General features: G+C 63.5%; 17 protein-coding genes. 10 read left to right on the top strand and 7 right to left on the bottom strand.

The window, feature by feature from the left end:
* The first annotated feature begins 1 nt into the window (after position 1).
* From AC0GUR_RS08775 to moeB, 5 genes are all read left to right on the top strand, one after another.
* On the top strand, positions 2–979 hold the full coding sequence (locus AC0GUR_RS08775; protein WP_472877076.1) for a RodZ domain-containing protein: 978 nt from the start codon (positions 2–4) through the stop codon (positions 977–979).
* A 151-nt stretch (positions 980–1130) separates the two neighbouring features.
* Positions 1131–1775, top strand: a complete 645-nt coding sequence (locus AC0GUR_RS08780; protein ID WP_472877077.1) for a YfgM family protein — start codon at positions 1131–1133, stop codon at positions 1773–1775.
* On the top strand, positions 1772–2998 hold the full coding sequence (gene bamB, locus AC0GUR_RS08785) for an outer membrane protein assembly factor BamB (RefSeq protein WP_472877078.1): 1227 nt from the start codon (positions 1772–1774) through the stop codon (positions 2996–2998). The genes AC0GUR_RS08780 and bamB overlap by 4 nt, the downstream gene beginning before the upstream one ends.
* A 23-nt stretch (positions 2999–3021) precedes the next feature.
* The gene (der, locus tag AC0GUR_RS08790; RefSeq protein ID WP_472877079.1) at positions 3022–4422 is read left to right on the top strand and encodes a ribosome biogenesis GTPase Der; all 1401 of its coding nucleotides are present in this window, start codon (positions 3022–3024) and stop codon (positions 4420–4422) included.
* A gap of 210 nt (positions 4423–4632) precedes the next feature.
* Positions 4633–5799: a molybdopterin-synthase adenylyltransferase MoeB gene (moeB, locus tag AC0GUR_RS08795; protein ID WP_472877080.1), complete on the top strand. Its 1167-nt coding sequence runs from the start codon at positions 4633–4635 to the stop codon at positions 5797–5799.
* Between the two features lie 6 nt (positions 5800–5805).
* Here the strand turns inward: moeB and AC0GUR_RS08800 are convergent, their stop codons facing one another.
* Positions 5806–6927, bottom strand: coding sequence for a GNAT family N-acetyltransferase (locus AC0GUR_RS08800; RefSeq protein ID WP_472877081.1), 1122 nt, complete (start codon positions 6925–6927; stop codon positions 5806–5808).
* 65 nt (positions 6928–6992) lie between these two features.
* Here AC0GUR_RS08800 and folD point away from each other — a divergent pair, with 65 nt between their 5' ends.
* The 3 genes from folD to guaA all read left to right on the top strand — a co-directional run bounded on the left by folD (position 6993) and on the right by guaA (position 11135).
* Positions 6993–7862: a bifunctional methylenetetrahydrofolate dehydrogenase/methenyltetrahydrofolate cyclohydrolase FolD gene (gene folD, locus AC0GUR_RS08805; protein ID WP_472877082.1), complete on the top strand. Its 870-nt coding sequence runs from the start codon at positions 6993–6995 to the stop codon at positions 7860–7862.
* Between the two features lie 108 nt (positions 7863–7970).
* A complete protein-coding gene (guaB, locus tag AC0GUR_RS08810) occupies positions 7971–9428 on the top strand; it encodes an IMP dehydrogenase (RefSeq protein ID WP_472877083.1) in 1458 nt (485 codons plus the stop codon).
* 126 nt (positions 9429–9554) lie between these two features.
* Positions 9555–11135: a glutamine-hydrolyzing GMP synthase gene (guaA, locus tag AC0GUR_RS08815; protein ID WP_472877084.1), complete on the top strand. Its 1581-nt coding sequence runs from the start codon at positions 9555–9557 to the stop codon at positions 11133–11135.
* 79 nt (positions 11136–11214) lie between these two features.
* Here the strand turns inward: guaA and AC0GUR_RS08820 are convergent, their stop codons facing one another.
* Positions 11215–11916 carry an SDR family NAD(P)-dependent oxidoreductase gene (locus AC0GUR_RS08820; protein ID WP_472877085.1) on the bottom strand — a complete coding sequence of 234 codons (702 nt, stop codon included), beginning with the start codon at positions 11914–11916 and terminating at the stop codon, positions 11215–11217.
* A gap of 78 nt (positions 11917–11994) precedes the next feature.
* On the opposite strand from AC0GUR_RS08820, the gene tadA reads away from it, so the two are divergent.
* On the top strand, positions 11995–12483 hold the full coding sequence (tadA, locus tag AC0GUR_RS08825) for a tRNA adenosine(34) deaminase TadA (protein WP_472877086.1): 489 nt from the start codon (positions 11995–11997) through the stop codon (positions 12481–12483).
* A 10-nt stretch (positions 12484–12493) separates the two neighbouring features.
* On the opposite strand, the gene AC0GUR_RS08830 is transcribed toward tadA, so the two are convergent.
* The 3 genes from AC0GUR_RS08830 to AC0GUR_RS08840 all read right to left on the bottom strand — a co-directional run bounded on the left by AC0GUR_RS08830 (position 12494) and on the right by AC0GUR_RS08840 (position 15077).
* Positions 12494–13411, bottom strand: a complete 918-nt coding sequence (locus tag AC0GUR_RS08830; RefSeq protein ID WP_472877087.1) for a CHAD domain-containing protein — start codon at positions 13409–13411, stop codon at positions 12494–12496.
* 75 nt (positions 13412–13486) lie between these two features.
* Positions 13487–14341 carry an NAD-dependent protein deacetylase gene (locus tag AC0GUR_RS08835; RefSeq protein WP_472877368.1) on the bottom strand — a complete coding sequence of 285 codons (855 nt, stop codon included), beginning with the start codon at positions 14339–14341 and terminating at the stop codon, positions 13487–13489.
* A 4-nt stretch (positions 14342–14345) separates the two neighbouring features.
* Positions 14346–15077 carry an HAD family hydrolase gene (locus tag AC0GUR_RS08840; protein WP_472877369.1) on the bottom strand — a complete coding sequence of 244 codons (732 nt, stop codon included), beginning with the start codon at positions 15075–15077 and terminating at the stop codon, positions 14346–14348.
* Positions 15078–15259: 182 nt separating this feature from the next.
* On the opposite strand from AC0GUR_RS08840, the gene AC0GUR_RS08845 reads away from it, so the two are divergent.
* Positions 15260–16033: a helix-turn-helix domain-containing protein gene (locus AC0GUR_RS08845; protein ID WP_472877088.1), complete on the top strand. Its 774-nt coding sequence runs from the start codon at positions 15260–15262 to the stop codon at positions 16031–16033.
* A gap of 9 nt (positions 16034–16042) precedes the next feature.
* Here the strand turns inward: AC0GUR_RS08845 and ccoS are convergent, their stop codons facing one another.
* Positions 16043–16249, bottom strand: coding sequence for a cbb3-type cytochrome oxidase assembly protein CcoS (gene ccoS, locus AC0GUR_RS08850; protein WP_472877089.1), 207 nt, complete (start codon positions 16247–16249; stop codon positions 16043–16045).
* Positions 16246–18468 (bottom strand): heavy metal translocating P-type ATPase, encoded by a 2223-nt coding sequence (locus AC0GUR_RS08855; protein ID WP_472877090.1) that lies wholly within the window; start codon positions 18466–18468, stop codon positions 16246–16248. The genes ccoS and AC0GUR_RS08855 overlap by 4 nt, the downstream gene beginning before the upstream one ends.
* Positions 18469–18509: the final 41 nt, after the last annotated feature.

Here is an 18509-nt window from a genome sequence, read left to right on the forward strand (position 1 = left end):
CATGGATACGGAACACACTCTTTCGGAAGCGGGTACGGGCAGCCTGGGTGGGCGTCTGCGGGCAGCGCGGGAAGCGCGAGGCCTGGATATTGAGTCGTGCGGGCATGCATTGCGCCTGCCGATCCGCGTACTGCGCCAGATCGAGAGCAACGAATACGGCGGTATCGACTACCAGGTATACCTGGCTAGCTACCTGACCAAATATGCGCGTTACCTGGGTGTCGACGAGACCGAGGTGAAGGCCGAGCTGGAGCGCATCAAGCCCGGTCAGCCGACGCTGGTCGCCACCGGCGGCATCTCTCATTCACGTTACCTGCTGGAACACTACGCGCGCGCCGCCACCTATGTGGTGCTTACCGCCGCCATCGTGGTGCCGACCATCTGGCTGGGTGTGCGCGGCACACTGGATCGCGACGTCAGCCATCTGGCTCCGCTGGATGCCGCCCCGGTGGCACAGGTTGACGCTCCCATGGCTCCGGCCAATGCTGCCACCACGGCGGATGCAGCAGTGGATGCACCGGCGAAGGTTGATGACGGCACGGCTGTGGCTGTAGCGCCGGCCACGCAGTCAGGCCAGCCTCCGGCCCAGGCGCCCGCGCAGGATCAGCAGCCGCTGATGGCGTCCATGACACCATTCCCCAATCTTGGCTCCGATGCGTCCCGCACGCAGTCGCAGCCAGTCGCGGCCTCCGACACGGCTGATAAAGGTGCGCACAGTCTCGTGCTGAGCCTGCAGGGCGCCAGCTGGGTCGAAGTGACCACGAAGGATGGTTCCCGCCTAGAGTACGGCCTGCTACCGGCCGGCAGCTCCAAGACCTATCACAGCGACCAGCCGATGGAAGTTCGCATCGGAAATGCCACGGGTGCCCAGGTCACCCTGGATGGCCAGCCCATGGCGCTGGACAATTTCCGCCGCTCCAACGTCGCCCACTTCCGTATCGAAGTGCGTGACGGCAAGGCTGAGCCTACTGGCGCGTGATCCGCTTGCCGGGCCTGTGCGGTCCGGCGCAATCGGTTATGCTTGCCCATTGTCCGCTCGATACCGAGCGGGCCATGGGCTGATTTCATTTTCCGCATGACAGGCATTGCCTCCAGATGCCTCTGGTGTGCGGCTCCCCGAGGGTGATTGCATGGCTTTTGAAGAGTACGACGAGTACGAACAGGGCGAACGCGTACAGCAGTGGCTGCGTCAAAACGGTCTGTCCATCGTCGTCGGCATTGCGATTGGTCTGGTCGGCATTTTCGGCTGGGGCAAGTGGAACGATCACAAGACGGCTCATCAGACCGACGCCGCCAACCTCTATCAGCAGGTGCAGGTCGCGGTCGCCGGCGGCAAGTCCGATAGCGCCGACGCGCTCACCGAGCAGCTGACCAAGGATTTCACCGATACCCCGTACGCCATGTTCGCGATGAGCGACCGTGCCGAGCGTCAGGTGCGGGCCAAGCAGCTGGACAAGGCGCTTGAGTCACTTGCCTGGGCCGAAGCCCACGCCACGGATGACAACCTGAAAGCACTGGTGCAGATGCGCATTGCGCGCGTGCTGCTGGCGCAGGGCAAGGACGCCGAAGCGCTCGCCGCGCTCGACCGCATGCCGCCCAAGAGCTATGAGGGCGTGGCACAGGAACTACGCGGCGATGTGCTGGTCAAGCTTGGGCGTCCTGACGATGCTCGCAAGGCATACGAAGCTGCCAAGCTGGCGATGGGCGAGAGCGCGCCTCAGAGCGTGCAGATGAAAATCGATGATCTGGCCGTGGCCGGGAAGCAGGGTGCATGAAACCTGAAGTGAAGAAGCGCGGTGCGATGAAGCGCGTTTGGCTGGTAGCGCTGACCTCCCTGGTAGCCCTTGCCGGTTGCCATTCGTTCAAGAAGGAAAACGTCCAGCCGCCGACTCCGCTGGATAAGGACTTCAAGCCCACGGTCCAGGTCACCAAGGTCTGGACCAACAGTGTTGGCAGTGGCGCCGGTGATAGCGGCGTGCGCCTGCGCCCGGCATTTGCCGACGGCGTTCTCTACGCCGCCAGCACCGACGGCAAGCTGGCCGCCATCGACGCTGCCAGCGGCAAAACCCTGTGGTCCAAGAGCTCCCGTACCCAAGGCTGGTTCGGCTGGGGCGACAAGAAGCGGGCTGACGCCCTCTATGCGGGCGGTCCCACGGTTTCCGGCGACCTGCTCGTGGTGGGTACGCTGGACGGCCATATCTATGGCATCAACGCGAAGGACGGTAGTCCGCGTTGGGAGTCCGTAGTCAACTCCGAAGTGATTTCTTCGCCGGCCATCGCCGGCAATGTAGTGATCGCCCGTACCCAGGACGGTCGCCTGTACGGCTTCGACAGCGCCACCGGCGAGCGCCGCTGGGTGTACGACCAGGACAGCGTGCCGCTGCTCAGCCTGCGCGGCAATGGTCCGCTGTTGGTCGCCAACGGCGTGGTGTTCTACGGCAGTGACGCTGGCAAGTTGGTTGCGCTGCGCCTGGACAACGGCGAGAAGCTGTGGGAACAGACACTCGCCAGCGGCGAAGGCCGCACCGAAATCGATCGCCTCAGCGACGTGGATGGCGGCATCCTGCTTGATGGCACCACGCTCTTCGGTGCTGCCTATCACGGCAATCTGGTGGCAGTGGATGGCCCCAGCGGCCGTCCGCTGTGGGGTCGCCCGTTCTCCACCTTCACCTCGATCGACGTCAATAACAACGCCATCTATGGCGTGAATGATGAGTCGCAGGTGTGGGCGTTCGACAAGAACGGCGGCGCCGACATGTGGAAGAACGAGGCGCTGAGATACCGCTGGCTCACCGGTCCGGCCGTGCTGGGCGATCACGTTGTCGTCGGCGACCTGGAAGGCTATGTGCACTTCTTGCAGACCAGCGATGGTGCACTGGCTGCGCGCATCCGCCTTTCCAAGAAGCCCATTCGTGCCCAGCCTTTGGTGGTGGGTGACATGGTGTACGTCGTGGACGTGAAGGGCCGCATCGGCGCTTTCCGTCTCGGCGCGCGCTGATAGATTGCAAGGTTGTCTGACACATGTTGCCCGTCGTTGCCCTGGTCGGTCGTCCCAATGTCGGTAAATCGACCCTATTCAACGCAATGACGCGCAGTCGTGACGCCCTGGTGGCTGATATGCCGGGCGTCACGCGAGATCGTCACTACGGCGTGTGCCGCACCGGTGCACGCCCCTTCGTGGTGGTGGACACCGGCGGCTTGTCCGGTGAAGAAGAAGGCATCGAGGGCCTTACCGCGCAGCAGGTGCGTTTGGCTATCGAAGAAGCCAGCGTGCTGGTCTTTGTGGTGGATGCGCGTGATGGCCTGCTGCCGCAGGATCGCACCATCCTCGACGAGCTGCGCCGTAGCGGCAAGCCGATCATTGCTGCGGTCAACAAGACCGACGGCCTGGATCTGCAGAACGCCATGGCGGAATTCGCCGTGTTCGGCATTGCCAATACGCTGCCGCTGTCCGCTGCGCACAATCGCGGCACCGAAGATCTGATCGCGTCGGCGCTCACGCTGCTGCCGGAAGATGCGCACGAAGAAATCGAGGCGGCCGACCCGGATAGCATTCGCGTCGCCATCGTGGGGCGCCCGAATGCGGGCAAGTCCACCTTGATCAATCGACTGCTGGGCGAGGATCGCCTGATCGTCTCCAATGTGGCGGGCACCACGCGCGACCCGATCAAGGTGTCGCTGGAGCGCGATGGTCGCAAATACACCCTGATCGATACCGCCGGCGTGCGTCGCAAGGCGCGCGTCGAAGAGGCGGTGGAGAAATTCAGTGTCATCAAGACGCTGCAGTCGATGGCCGCCGCGCAGGTCGTGGTGGTGATGATCGATGCGCGCGAGAACCTCGCCGACCAGGATCTCACCCTGATCGGCCACGCGGTCGACGAGGGCAGGGCGCTCGTCATTGCCGTCAACAAGTGGGACGGCATGGACAGCTACCAGCGCGAAATGTGCGAGAAAGCGCTGGAGCGTCGCCTGCAGTTCGTCGACTGGGCCAAGACGGTGTTCATTTCGGCACTGCACGGCTCGGGCCTGCGTGAGTTGATGAAGTCCGTCGTGCGCGCCCATCACGCAGCAACCAAAGAGCTGGGTTCGTCTGAGCTCACCAAGACGCTGGAGCGCGCCTACGAGGGTTACCAGCCGCCGCTGGTGCGCGGTCATGCCCCCAAACTGCGCTTCGCGCATCCGGGCGGCACCAACCCGCCGACCATCGTCATCCACGGCAGTCGCACCAAGCATATTGCGCCGGCTTACCGCCGTTACCTGGAAAACTTCTTCCGCAAGCGCTATCGCCTGGAAGGCACGCCGGTGCGCATCGAGTTCCGCGACGGTGAGAACCCGTTCGCTGGCAAGAAGAACGTGCTCACCGAAGGTCAGATGCGCAAGCGTCAGCGCATGATCCGCGAGATGAAGAAGCGCAAGCGCTGAGCTAGTTCCAGCGCCGTTGCTTTCCTGTAGGAGCGCACTTGTGCGCGACCGCAGGGTTATGTCGTCACCGTCGTGATCGTTTGTCGCGTCAACGCCTCCCTGTGGTGAGCCCTTCAGGTTGCGGTCGCGCACAAGTGCGCTCCTACAGGAATGGCGCCTAGGAAACGGCGTACTCTTGGAGTGGCGGATATACCGCCGTAAGCTAGTTCAATGACAAGCCTCAACCGCGATAGCTGGCTCGAGTCCCTGCGCGCCAGCATTCCCGAAATCACTCCTGCCGACGCTCTGGCCCGGCAAGCCCAGGGCGGCCTGCTGATTGACGTTCGTGAAGATGGTGAGCGTGCCAGTGGCTCGCCGGCTGGTGCAGTGGGTCTTTCGCGAGGCTTCCTTGAGCTGCGCATCGAGCAGATCGAGGCTGATCGTGGGCGCCCCATCGTGCTGATGTGCGGCAGTGGGGTGCGTTCACTGCTCGCCTCCGAAGCGCTGCAGCGCATGGGCTATCGACAGGTGATGTCGATGTCCGGTGGCTTTCAGCGCTGGAAAGAAGAAGGGTTGCCGGTTACCCAGGGAGCCTTGGATGCCGATGCAGCCGAACGTTACGCCCGTCAGTTGGTACTCCCTCAAGTAGGCGAGGCGGGGCAGGCGAAGCTCGCTGAGGCACGCATAGCGATGTTGGGTGCGGGCGGGCTCGGGGCACCGGCAGCGCTCTATCTCGCCGCTGCGGGCGTAGGTCAGATCACACTGATCGATGACGATCGCGTCGAGCGATCGAATCTGCATCGCCAGGTGATCCATGCCGACGCTCGGGTGGGCATGCACAAGACCGAGTCGGCACAAATCGCATTGGCGGGACTCAACCCCCGCGTGCGCGTGGAGGTCCGCAACGAGCGCCTGCAAGCCAGCAATGTGGAGCGCCTGCTGGCGGACCATGATCTTGTCTTCGATGGAGCCGACAATTTCTCCGCACGCTATCTGGTGGCGGCGGCGTCCCGGCAATTGGGTCTGCCGATGGTGTACGGCGCCGTCGAGCGTTTCATTGGACAGGTGAGCGTATTTGATCCGCGGCGCGCGGATTCGCCCTGCTATCGCTGCCTGTTCCCGGAACCGCCCTCGGCGGCGGAGGCACCTAATTGCAGCGAAGCGGGTGTGCTCGGTGTGCTGCCCGGCATGGTGGGGCTGTTGCAGGCGACCGAGGTTCTAAAGCTTGTCCTTGGCATCGGCGAGCCGCTGGTGGGGCGGCTGCTGACCTTTGATGCGTTGGCCATGCGTTTCCGCGAAACACGTTTGCCGCGCGATCCGGGTTGTCCCGGTTGCGGCAGCCACGCCACCTTCACCGGCTACGAAGATATTGCGCAGCTGTGCGCTGCGGCGGGCTGAGTCCGCTCAGAGCATGTCGGTGGCGACAATCGAGTACATGGCTGCATCCAGCGACTGACCATGCAGGACAAGCCGGTTGCGGGCGATGCCTTCGAGCCGTGCGCCTGCTTTTTCCGCAACGCGTCGGCTTGCCGCATTTTCCGTTGCAATCACGATTTCCAATCGTTGCAATTCGGTGGACTGCAGCGCATGGCGGGCGAGCAGGCGTACCGCGGCCGATGCTGCACCCAGCCCCTGTCGGCTCTGGCGTACCCAGTACCCAAGATTGGCGGTGCAATATTCGGGCTGCCAATGATTGATGGCGATGCTGCCGACCAGTTCGTCGGTAGTGCGGTCAATAATGGCCAATGCGCATTCATCTCCCGCGCCACGCCATGCCAGGCGGCTGCGCGTGATCCAGTGGCGGGCGTCATCTCGGGAATAGCGCGGCGTCATCCAGTCCTGCCAGCGACCGATGCTGTCGGCGGATTCGTGCAGCGCGTCGAGGAGGGCATCCAGATCGGATAACTGGTAAGGCCGCAGGCGAATCGGCCCTTCCTCAATGACCGGGCCCGACGCAAGAGCGTCATCGTCTGCCCGCAGTAATGAATAAACGGCGGCGTTGGCGGGCTTGCCGCGATGAACGATGCGGTTGGGTGAGATGCCATCAAAGCTGGCGCCAGCGCGCTCCGCCACGCGTCGGCTGGCTGCATTGTCGATCGCGGTGACGATCTCGATGCGAATCAAGTTCAATGCGTCAAAGCCGAAGGAGGCAATGGCGCGCAGGGCGCGCGCGGCAATGCCTTTCCCTTGTTCCTGTTCGCGTACCCAGTAGCCCAGGTTGGCGTTGAGACGCTGCGGGTCCAGTCGGTTGAGACTCATGCTGCCAAGCAGGCGACCTTGCTGGTCAAAAATGCCGAAGGCGTAGAGCTCGCCACGTTTCCAGGCAGACTGGCAGTGCGCGACCCAGTGCTTGCTGTCCTCTGGGCGGTAATCCTCATGGAGCCAAGGCAGCCATGCCCCAACTGTGGCGAGTGACTCCCTGGCCGCCTCGTAGAGTGCGGCGGCGTCACCGGGTTGCCAGGGGCGCAGACACAGGTCGTCTGCTGCAAGTTCCAACGAAGCGGGCGGGCTTGGGATGGCGGCCATTCGATTTGGTTTGTATGCGTGCGGTTGAGCTTGGATAATACGTCTCTTTGCAGGCAGGCCCGACCATGACCGCACGCATCCTCGACGGTAAACGCATCGCTCAGGAATTGATGGATCGGATCGGCCAGCGTGTCATCGAGCGCAAGGCCAAGGGTTTGGACGAGCCCGGCCTCGCCGTGGTACTGGTCGGCGATGACGCGGCTTCATCGGTCTACGTGCGCAATAAACGCAAAGCCTGCCATCAGGTTGGCTTCCGTTCCTTCGATTTCGATCTGCCCTCGAGCACTACCCAGGAAGAGCTGATCGCATTGATCGACCGACTCAATGCCGACCCGGCCGTGCACGGCATCCTGGTGCAGTCGCCGCTGCCCGATCACATCGATGAGGATGCGCTGGTCGACCGCATCGACCCGGCCAAGGATGTGGACGGCTTTCAGGCGGTCAACGTTGGCCGTCTCGCCTTGCGTCGCTTCGGTTTGCGCCCCTGTACGCCCCGTGGCGTGATGACCTTGCTGGGCCACACCGATCGCCCGGTACGGGGCCAGCATGCGGTGGTGGTGGGCGTATCCAACCACGTAGGCCGGCCGCTTGCGCTGGAGCTGCTGATTGCCGGTTGCACTACCACCTGTTGCCATCGTTTCACTCGCGACCTTGAGCACTTCGTGCGTCAGGCCGACATCGTGATCGTGGCGGTGGGCAAGCCCGGGTTGGTCAAGGGCGAGTGGATCAAGCAGGGTGCTGTGGTCGTCGATGTGGGCATTAACCGCCTGGAAGATGGCCGCCTGGTGGGCGATGTCGACTTCGCCGCCGCTGCCGAGCGCGCCAGCTGGATCACGCCGGTGCCCGGTGGCGTGGGTCCGATGACCGTGGCGACGCTGCTTGAAAACACGCTGGAAGCCGCGGAGGCACGCGCGCTTCTGCATCGCGGCGCTTGAGATTCGATGTTGCCATCGTCGCGTCGGTGGCAACTGATTGTTCATGTAGCGTGTGGCGGTGCAGCAGCCTTCCGCGTATAATCCTCTCTTTGCAGCGGGACTTTTCGCATGCGCATCCTCGCCGAGGCTCTCACCTACGACGATGTTTATCTCGTTCCGGCCCATTCGGCCGTTCTGCCGCGTGACGTAGACACTTCCACGCGACTTACCCGAAACCTGCGCCTGAACATTCCCATCGTGTCCGCCGCCATGGACACGGTGACCGAAGCCCGCCTCGCCATCACGATGGCCCAGCAGGGCGGCATCGGCATCATCCACAAAAACATGACCGCCGAGCAGCAGGCCGCCGAAGTGCGCCTGGTCAAGAAGTTCGAAGCCGGCGTCATTCGCAGCCCCATTACCGTTGGCCCGCACACCTCCATTGGCGAAGTGCTGCGCCTTACCCGCGCGCACAACATCTCCGGCGTGCCGGTGGTGGAAGGCGAGAAGCTGGTCGGCATCGTCACCAGTCGCGATCTGCGCTTCGAGCGCAAGCATGAAGACCCCGTGCGCAACATCATGACCCGCCAGGACAAGCTGGTGACGGTGCGTGAGGGCGCCAGCCAGGACGACGTGCTGGAGCTGCTACACAAGCACCGCATCGAAAAGGTGCTGGTGGTGAACGACGACTATCAGCTGCGCGGGCTGATCACCGTCAAAGATATCCAGAAGGCCCGTGACAACCCGAACGCTGCCAAGGATCGCCTCGAGCGCCTACTGGTCGGCGCCGCGGTGGGCGTGGGTGGCGATACCGAGCAGCGCGTCGAAGCGCTGATCGATGCCGGCGTGGACGTGCTGGTGGTCGACACCGCGCACGGTCATTCGCAGGGCGTGATCGAACGTGCTGCCTGGGTGAAGAAGCGCTACCCGCAGGTGCAGGTGATTGCCGGCAACATCGTTACCGGTGAAGCGGCGCGTGCGCTGCTCGATGCTGGCGTCGATGCCGTGAAGGTAGGCGTGGGCCCGGGCTCGATCTGCACCACGCGCGTTGTCGCTGGCGTGGGCGTGCCGCAGATCACCGCCATCGATCTGGTCGCTACCGCGCTGAAGGATGAGATTCCGCTCATCGCCGACGGCGGCATCCGCTACTCGGGCGATATCCCCAAGGCGCTTGCCGCCGGTGCGTCCACCGTGATGCTGGGCTCGATGTTCGCCGGTACCGAAGAGTCGCCGGGCGATGTGGAACTGTTCCAGGGCCGTTCGTACAAGAGCTACCGCGGCATGGGTTCGCTCGGTGCCATGGCGCTGGGCTCCAAGGATCGCTACTTCCAGGACGAAGCCGACGCCGACAAGCTGGTGCCGGAAGGCATTGAAGGTCGCGTGCCGTACCGCGGCCCGCTGCGTAACATCATCCATCAGCTGATCGGCGGCCTGCGTGCCTCGATGGGCTACCTGGGTGCGGCCACCGTCGAGGACGTGCGCCACAAGGCGCAGTTTGTGAAGGTGACCAGCGCTGGCGTCACCGAAGCGCATCCGCACGACATCCAGATCACGAAGGAAGCGCCGAACTATCGGCTCAATTCGTAACGGATCCGCGCCGGCCTTATGGCCGGCGCATCGTTTCAACGGAAGGTGACGCTTTCCGGCGTCGCTTTCGCATTCCAAGATTCAAGCGCAGGGCAGGGCAAGCCTGCCGCGCACCGGAGCCGCACCGTGACCGATATCCATAGCGACAAAATCCTCATCCTCGATTTCGGCGCGCAGTACACCCAGCTGATCGCCCGCCGCGTGCGCGAGATCGGCGTGTATTGCGAAATCTGGGCGTGGGACCACGACCCGGCAGAGATCGCTGCGTTCGGCGCCAAGGGCATCATTCTCTCGGGTGGCCCGGAGTCGACCACGCTGCCGGGTGCGCCGCGGGCGCCGCAGGAAGCGTTCGATTCGGGCTTGCCGATCCTCGGCATCTGCTACGGCATGCAGACACTGGCTGCCCAGTTGGGCGGCGCCACCGAAGCCGCTGATTCGCGCGAATTCGGCTACGCCGAAGTGGACATCGTGGCAAAGAGCCGCCTGTTCGCTGGCTTGAGCGACCACGACAGCGCACATCGTCTGGACGTCTGGATGAGCCACGGCGATCACGTCGCCAAGGCACCGCCGGGCTTCACCATCACCGGCACCACCGACCGCATCCCGGTGGCGGTGATGGAGAACGAGGACAAACGCTGGTACGGCGTGCAATTCCATCCGGAAGTGACGCACACCAAGCAGGGCATGGCGTTGCTTGAACGTTTCGTCACGGAAATTTGTGGCTGCCAGACATTGTGGACCGCAGCGCACATCATTGAAGACCAGATCTCGCGTGTGCGCGAGCAGGTCGGTGACGACCATGTGTTGCTTGGTCTTTCCGGCGGCGTCGATTCCTCCGTGGTTGCCGCGCTGCTGCACCGGGCCATCGGCAAGCAGCTGACCTGTGTGTTCGTCGACACGGGCCTCCTGCGCTGGCAGGAAGGTGACCAGGTGATGGCCACCATGGCCGAGCACATGGGCGTCAAGGTCATTCGCGTCAACGCCGCTGAGCGCTACTTCAAGGCGCTGGAAGGCGTCGCCGACCCGGAGGCCAAGCGCAAGATCATCGGCCGCCTGTTCGTCGAGATCTTCGACGAGGAATCGGCCAAGGTCACCGCAGCCGGCCACGGCCAGGTGAAGTGGCTGGCGCAGGGCACCATCTACCCGGACGTGATCGAGTCCGCCGGCAGCAAGACCGGCAAGGCCCACGTCATCAAGAGCCACCACAACGTCGGCGGCCTGCCGGAGCACATGAAGCTCAAGTTGGTCGAGCCGCTGCGTGAGTTGTTCAAGGACGAAGTGCGCCGCATCGGCGTAGAGCTCGGCCTGCCGCGCGAGATGGTCTACCGTCACCCGTTCCCGGGTCCGGGCCTGGGTGTTCGCATCCTGGGCGAGGTCAAGCCGGAGTACGCCGAGCTGCTGGCCCGCGCCGACGCCATCTTCATTGAAGAGCTGCGCGCCTGGGATCTGTACGACAAGACCAGCCAGGCCTTCGCCGTGTTCCTGCCGGTGAAGTCGGTGGGTGTGGTGGGCGATGCCCGTGCCTATGAATGGGTGATCGCGCTGCGTGCCGTCGAGACCATCGACTTCATGACGGCCCATTGGGCGCACCTGCCGTACGACTTCCTTGGCAAGGTTTCCAATCGTATTATCAATGAGTTGCGCGGTGTTTCTCGCGTCGTTTATGACATCAGTGGCAAGCCGCCCGCAACCATTGAGTGGGAGTGAGTTTCCGCGGTCATGAATAGGCAGACTTTCTCAGGAAGTCTGCGTATCTCACTGATTTTGCGTAACTTGTACGCAACTCTCACCAGGGGACTGTTCGCCCCAGGTAATCGAGGTAATGCAGGCCGGCGCGACCGGCCTGCGCCGTGATGGTGTCGACTACACGGGGAATGCTCTCCTCGATCGATAGCTCGGCATCCGGCCCGCCCATATCCGTGCGCACCCAGCCCGGTGCAATCAGCAGCAGGCAGCGTGGATCGCCCGAATGGCGGGCGGCAAAGCTGCGCATCAAGGTGTTGAGTGCCGCCTTGCTGGCCCGATAAGCCTCCCAGCCTCCCTCCACGTTCTCGGAGACGCTGCCCAGGTCGGACGACATGGCGGCGATGGTGCCGGTCGCCGGCACCAGGGTCTCGAAGGCTTCGATCACCCGCATGGGGCCAAGCGCATTGGTGACCATCATGCGCACGAAGTCCTCGGTGCGTACGTCACCGATGTCCGTGTCCGGATCGATGGCGATGCCGGCGTTGACGAACAACAGGTCGATGCGTCGGGAGGCGAGCTGGCGGCGCAATGCAGCCACTTCCTGCACCATGTCGATATCGACCCACGCCACCTCCAATCGTCCGCTGGCGGCTACGGCGAGATCGTGCAGCCGAGTAGGGCGTTCGCCACGCACGGTGGCGATGACCTGCCAGCCGCGTCTGAGATATTCGGCGGCGAGTGCCAGTCCCAGTCCGCGCGAGGCGCCGATGATGAGTGCTGTGGATGGGCTGGTCGGTGGCATAGGGTTCTCCCGTATGGTGCGGCACTTGGGCGGCGTGGACGATAGAATGTCGCGCTGTGCCTGAGGCTTTCCTGTTCCATGACCGACGATCTGCCGCTTTCCGCCCCGCTATTCTCTGCCGAGGACGAGGGCTATATGCGCCGCGCCTTGCAGCTGGCTGCCCATGCGCGCGACGCCGAAAACGAGGTGCCGGTGGGCGCCGTGCTGGTGCAGGATAGCGAGATCATCGGCCTGGGCTGGAACCGTAATATCACGCTCAACGACCCCAGCGCGCACGCGGAAATCATGGCGCTGCGCGCGGCGGGTGAGAAGCTTTCCAACTACCGCATGCCCGGTGCCACGCTGTACGTGACACTGGAGCCGTGCGCGATGTGCGCCATGGCGTTGGTGCATGCGCGTATCGGTCGTGTGGTTTACGCGGCGACCGATCCCAAGACGGGTGCAGCGGGTAGCGTGTTCGATACGTTGATTTCCGACCGCCACAATCACCGCATCATGGTGAATGGTGGTCTGTTGGCCGACGAGTCGTCGGCCATGCTGCGAGAGTTTTTTCGAGCGCGCCGCTGATGCGGCAAACTCATTTGCGCCAGTAGTGGTGCAGCTTGTCCAGCTTATCCAGCGATTGTGTGGCTTTCTTGGACGCCTCGTAGGCCGATTTCTTGGCCCACTTGCGGAACGCCTTGACCGGTGCCCGGTCGCTTTCGGCGAGGGGCAAGGCAGTCACCAGCTCGCGCGCCATCATGCGATCGTGAGCCAGGCCGAAGTGTGACTGCAGATCAGCAAGCTGCGCCAGCCAGCGGGTAACTGCCTGCTTGGGGAACAGGTGTTGGTACAGCTCCATGCTATAGCGCAGCTTTTTGACCGCCGCCCGCAGGCGATGCAGCCGCTTCTTTCCGCCGTCGAGTTTGGTGATGCGCTTGGTCACCACAACAAAGCGCTCATCAATGATCTGGGCGGCATTCTTGCGGAGGCGTTCGTTGCTCGGTGGATCGAGCGTCGCGGCCCAGTGCTGCCATGACTGCGTGGACATGGTCAGGCTGACTTTCTTTAGTGCCGCGATGGCCTGCGCATGCGCCTGTTGCTGCAAGTCCATGATCGCTTGCTGCATGGTTGCCGCTGGCGGCGGTATCACGTGGCACTCGCGAAGGAAGGCGGGCAGCGTTTCCAGTGCAAGAATATCGATGTCGCGGCAGCGTCCGGTTGCTTCGCGGCACGCGCGCAAATAAGCCTGTACGTCGTCGAGCCGATCATCCGAAATGTCGGTGACCTTCTTGATGGTGGCCGTGATGCGCCGCAGACCTACGCGCCACGCGTGCAGTTGCTTGGGTGTATACGGTTGCTCGAGCAGATGCTTGCGGGCATCAGCCGCTTTGGCGAAGTAACCGTCCACCATCTGGCGGACCTGTTCGAACGCCAAATTGTTGCCAGGCGGTCCCTTGAGACGGGTCCGTGAGACACGCGAAGTTGAGGCGCGATGCTGCAACCTGGCATTCATGGAGCGATTCCAGATGACCGGTTCGTCTACTTTGCATCAAATTGTCATATTGCGCGAGCGTGCAAGATGCCGCGTTCAATCGACGAAAGCCAAGGCCTCGGCGCAGGATTGTTCGATCTTCAGGGCAAGCAGCGGGTCAGCCCGGGTACGCCCCAGATTGACGGCCGCAATGGGCTTGCCGTCCCGCGCAGCGGCGGCCGCGAAGCGGTAACCCGAAAACACCATCAACGATGAGCCGACCACCAACATCGCGTCGGCCTCGTTTAGTGATGTGATGGCTGCGTCAACGCGCTCACGCGGCACGCCCTCGCCAAAGAACACCACGTCGGGTTTCATCACACCGCCACACGCCGGGCATGGCGGAACGTCAAAGGTCGCGAAGTCGAGACCCTCCAGGTCGGCATCGCCATCCGGCGCGTCGCCCGCATCCAGCTGGGCCCAGTCCGGGTTGAGTCGCACCAGTTCGTGCTGGAAGGTGCCGCGTGGCAGGCGCTGCGTGCACTGCATGCAGCGTACTTCGTCGAGACGTCCGTGCAGGTCGATCACCTTTTGCTGCCCGGCCGCTTGATGCAGGCCGTCGACATTCTGGGTCAGCAGGGTGGTGATGTGCCCGCGTTGTTCCAGGCGAGCCAGGGCGCGATGCGTGGCGTTGGGTTTCGCACGACCAAAGCGGCGCCAGCCCACCAGGCTGCGTGCCCAGTAGCGTTGCCGCGTGGCCTGTTCGCCCATGAAGGCCTGATGGGTCACCGGCTGCGGGCGCTTCCAGCCACCGTCGGTATCGCGGTAGTCGGGGATGCCGGAGTCGGTGCTGCAGCCAGCGCCGGTCAGCACGAACAGGCGCGGGTGTGCGGCGATGAAGTCTTGCAGGCGCTGACGATCGCGAAGCAGGCCGTCGGCAGATGGCGACAGGGTGGCGCGGTCGTCGGCCATGGTGTCAGACGGCTGCACGGGCCTGCAGCTCCTCGATGGCATTCGCGATGCCGCCCGGACCATCCACCTGCACCACGCGCGAATCCTGGTCGACGAAGTCGGTATCGGTTTCGTGGGCCCAGGTCACGTGATAAGGCATGTAGACACCCCAGCCACCCATCTGCACCACCGGGGCGATGTCCGAACGCAGCGAGTTGCCGACCATCGCAAAACGATCCGCCGACAGCGCGAATTCTTCAAGGACGTTGCGATAGGCGCGCTCGTCTTTCTCGGACACAATTTCTATGCGATGGAACAGGTCGGCCAGGCCGCTGTTCGCCACTTTCTGTTCCTGATGAAACAGATCGCCCTTGGTAATCAGCACCACCCGGTGCCGCTGGGCCACGGCTTCCACCGCAGCGCGGATGCCAGGCAGCAAGTCTACCGGGTGGGCGAGCACCTGCTTGCCAAGTGCAATGATGCGATGCAGATCGGCGGCGCTGATGCGTTGCTCGGTAATCGCAATGGCCGACTCCAGCATCGAGAGGGTCATGCCCTTGGCGCCGTAGCCGAACAACTGAATGTTCTGTCGCTCGGTGGCGAGCAGCCGATCGTGCACGTGGATATTGGCGATATCGACATAGTTGCCGATGATCTGCTCGAACTCGCTGTGCGCCGACTGGTAAAAGCCTTCGCTATGCCACAGCGTGTCGTCGCCATCAAAACCTATCAGCTCAATCACTTCCGTCACCTGCATCAAACCAAGAGATGGCACGGATGGGGCCGTGCGGAGTCGCCATTTTCCCAGAAAATGCCTGAATCCCATCGTCCATGCGGGATATCAATTAACCCTGTGACAGGCAGCCGCAGCACAGACTTGTCAGATCAGACGGCATAATAGGCCGCCGCGCCGTCCCCGCGCTTGTCCCCGATACCGTCATGTCCAGCACTCTGTCGATCGTGTACCAGCAGCCGCGTGCCGAGTCGGGCGCATCACAGGGCGACAACGAGAGGTTCTGCAACTCCTGCGCGTTCTCCGATTCCTGCCTGGCGACTGGTTACGGCAAGAGTGAGCTGTCGGCGCTGCATTGCCTGGTGGAACACATCCAGCCACATGCGGAGGGCGCGCATATATTTCGTCGGGGCGAGCCATTTCGCGCCATTTATGCGGTACGCAGCGGTTGCGTGAAGACCTCGTTGTTTGGGCGTGACGGTCGCGAGCAGGTGCTGGGTTTCTATCTACCGGGTGAAGTGATCGGCTTGAACGGTATCTACCCGGAATGCTACCCGTGCGATGCCATTGCACTGGAATCGTCGACTTTCTGCCGTTTCTCTTTTCCGGCCGTGAGTCAGTTGGCTGCGGAATTGCCGACCGTACAGCAGCACCTGTTTCGCCTGCTGAGTCGCGAGCTCGGCATGGCGAGCCTGTTGGCGGGTGATCACACCGCAGACGAACGCGTGGCGGCGTTTCTGTTGGATCTGGGGGCGAGGCAGGCGAAGCGTGGCCTCTCCGATACCGTATTCCGCTTTCCGATGTCGCGCAGCGACATGGCCAACTATCTGCGTCTGGCGTCCGAGACGGTGAGCCGCGTGCTCAGTCGATTTCGCGAGAAGCACTGGGTGGAGATTACCGGTCGACGGGTGACGCTGCGCGCCCCAGAGGCGCTCACCGATGTCGCCGGGCCGCTGCTGCCCACCGCCGTGCAACGCTGAGTCGGTCGCTCAATCGTTTTCGGTCTGCCTGGCTTTCTCGCAAGGGGGCGTGGCTTCCTGCGGCTTGTTGTCGGACTCCGCTTCTTCCATGAGCGGCAGCACGCCCGGACTGTCCAGGTCGTCAAACTGCTGATGATTGACCGCCCAGAAGAAGATAGCGACCGCGACGATCACGATCACCATGGTCACTGGAATGAGCACGAGCAGGATATTCATGCGGGCATCGCTGGCTTGGCCTGATCGTCGCGTCCAATACGCCACGCGTTGAGCACCACCACGATCGAGCTGACCGACATGCCAATGGCGGCCAGCCAAGGCGGCACCAGGCCGAGTGCCGCAAACGGCACGGCGCACAGATTATAGCCCAGCGACCAACGGCGGCCCTGCGCGATGACCTGCTCGACCTGGCGGGCGACGGCGCGCGCGTCGACGAGGCCCTGCAGGCACCCATGAAGCAGCAGGAAATCCGCGTGCGCCTGCGCCAGCTCGGTGCCAGAAGCGAGCGCGGCAGAAACATCGGCGCCTGCGAGTATCGGCGCATCATTGCTGCCGTCGCCGACTGCCAGTGTCACGTACCCCTGGCTACGCTGGTGCTGCAACAGCGCGAGTTTGTCTTCCGGCGAACAGGGGGCATGCCACTCGGTGATGCCCAGTTCAGTGGCAATCGATGCCGCGCGCAGAGCGGTGTCACCGCTGGCCATGATGGTGACCATGCCTTCATCGCGAAGGGCCTGCAGAGCGTGCATCGCATCCGGGCGTAGCGTTTCGTGCACGCGAAAGGCGACAAGCGGGCCGGAGGCATCGGCGAGCCAGAGGTCTCCCTCACCTTGGTGCGAGGTGGTGTCGCCGTCCAGCGCGAAATCGGCGCGACCGAGACGAAGCATCTGGCCACCGGCCTGCGCGGTGATGCCTTTGCCCAGCGACACGCGGACATCCTGCATGTCCTGATGCGTGACGGGGCCGGTGGCGTGGGCCACCGCGCGGGCGATGGGGTGGGAGCTCTCTCTCGCCAGGGCAGCAGCCAGCGGCAGCCACGCCGGCGTGTCGAATGAGCCCACTGCGCGCGCTTGCGACAGATCGATATGGGGTTCGGTCAACGTGCCAGTCTTGTCGAACATCGCGACATTGACGCTGGCCATTCGCGTCAGCGCACGGCTGTCGGCGACCAGTACGCCACGTTGCGCCAACACACCCAGTGCGCGCGTCAACGCACTGGGTGCCGTGAGTGCGAACGCGCAGGGGCAGGCGATGACCAGCACGGCAACGGCAGACTCGAATGCGCGTGACGGATCAAACAGCAGCCAGCCGATGGCCGTGACCAGGGTGAGCACCAGCACGCGCGCCACAAAACGCCCCAGCTCGACGTCGTTCACCATGGATGCGGCGTCGCGAGCGATGCGGGTGCGCGTACTGAGCTCACCCACGCGTGCCGCTGCCGTCTCGTTTCCGCTGTGCTCTACCCGCAGCTCGGCGGGGCCATCGATAAGTACGCTGCCTGCCACCAGTCGCTCGCCACGCTGACGGCATACGGGTCGTGATTCGCCCGACAGCAGCGATTCGTCTACCTGTACCGTGTTGCTTTCCAGCAGGCCGTCGGCCGGCACGGCCGCACCTTCGCTGACGTGGACGCGATCGCCGGGCAGCAGTTCGATGGCTGGAATGGTTTCCAGGCTCCCATCGTCGCGACGGCGTTCCGCAAGCAGCGGGGTGCCGTCGATCACGGCGTCGCCAAGTGCCCCGCTGCGATGGCGCGCCTTCAGCTCGACATAGCGGCCGGCGAGCAGCAGAAACACGAACATGCTTACCGAGTCGAAGTAGACATCGCCGCTGCCGCGCAAGGTGTTGAGCGTGCTGGCGAGAAACACGAGCCAAACGGCCAGCGCCACCGGCAAGTTGATGCCGAGCCGGCGTTCCCGCAATTCCTGCCATGCGCCACGTACGAACGGGTGTGCCGAATAGAACACCACCGGTGCGGTGGAAATCAGGCTCAACCAGCGGAACAGTCCGCGCGTGGTGAAGTCCACGAAGTCCACCACGCCGATGTAGATCACAAAGGCATAGGTCATCACCTGCATGGCGCACATGCCGGCGACAAGCAGTCGCTTAAGCATGTCGTTGGCTTCGCGCGAGCGGGCGTCGTCGATGCTGTCGCTGCGCAGCGGCTGGGCGACGCAACGCGCCGAGGCAAAGGTTTGGAGCAGGGCCGGCAGCGAGGTGCGTTCGCGATCCCATACAACGCGCACACGTTTGGACGCTGCGTCGACCGAGACGCGGCGCACGCCGGGCAGGGCATGGATCACCTGTTCCAGCCGCAGAATCTGGCGAGCGCCTTGCAGCGCATCGACACGCAAGGCGACTTCGCTTTGACCATCACGCCTCTGGCGCAACACCTGCGCAGCAAGCTGCGGGTGTGCCCAGGCCTCGTAAGCGTTCATGACGGCTTGCGGCTGCTATGGCTGCTGGAGGGCACGCCGAA

The organism is Dyella sp. PARNA 12/25 (genome assembly GCF_055702865.1).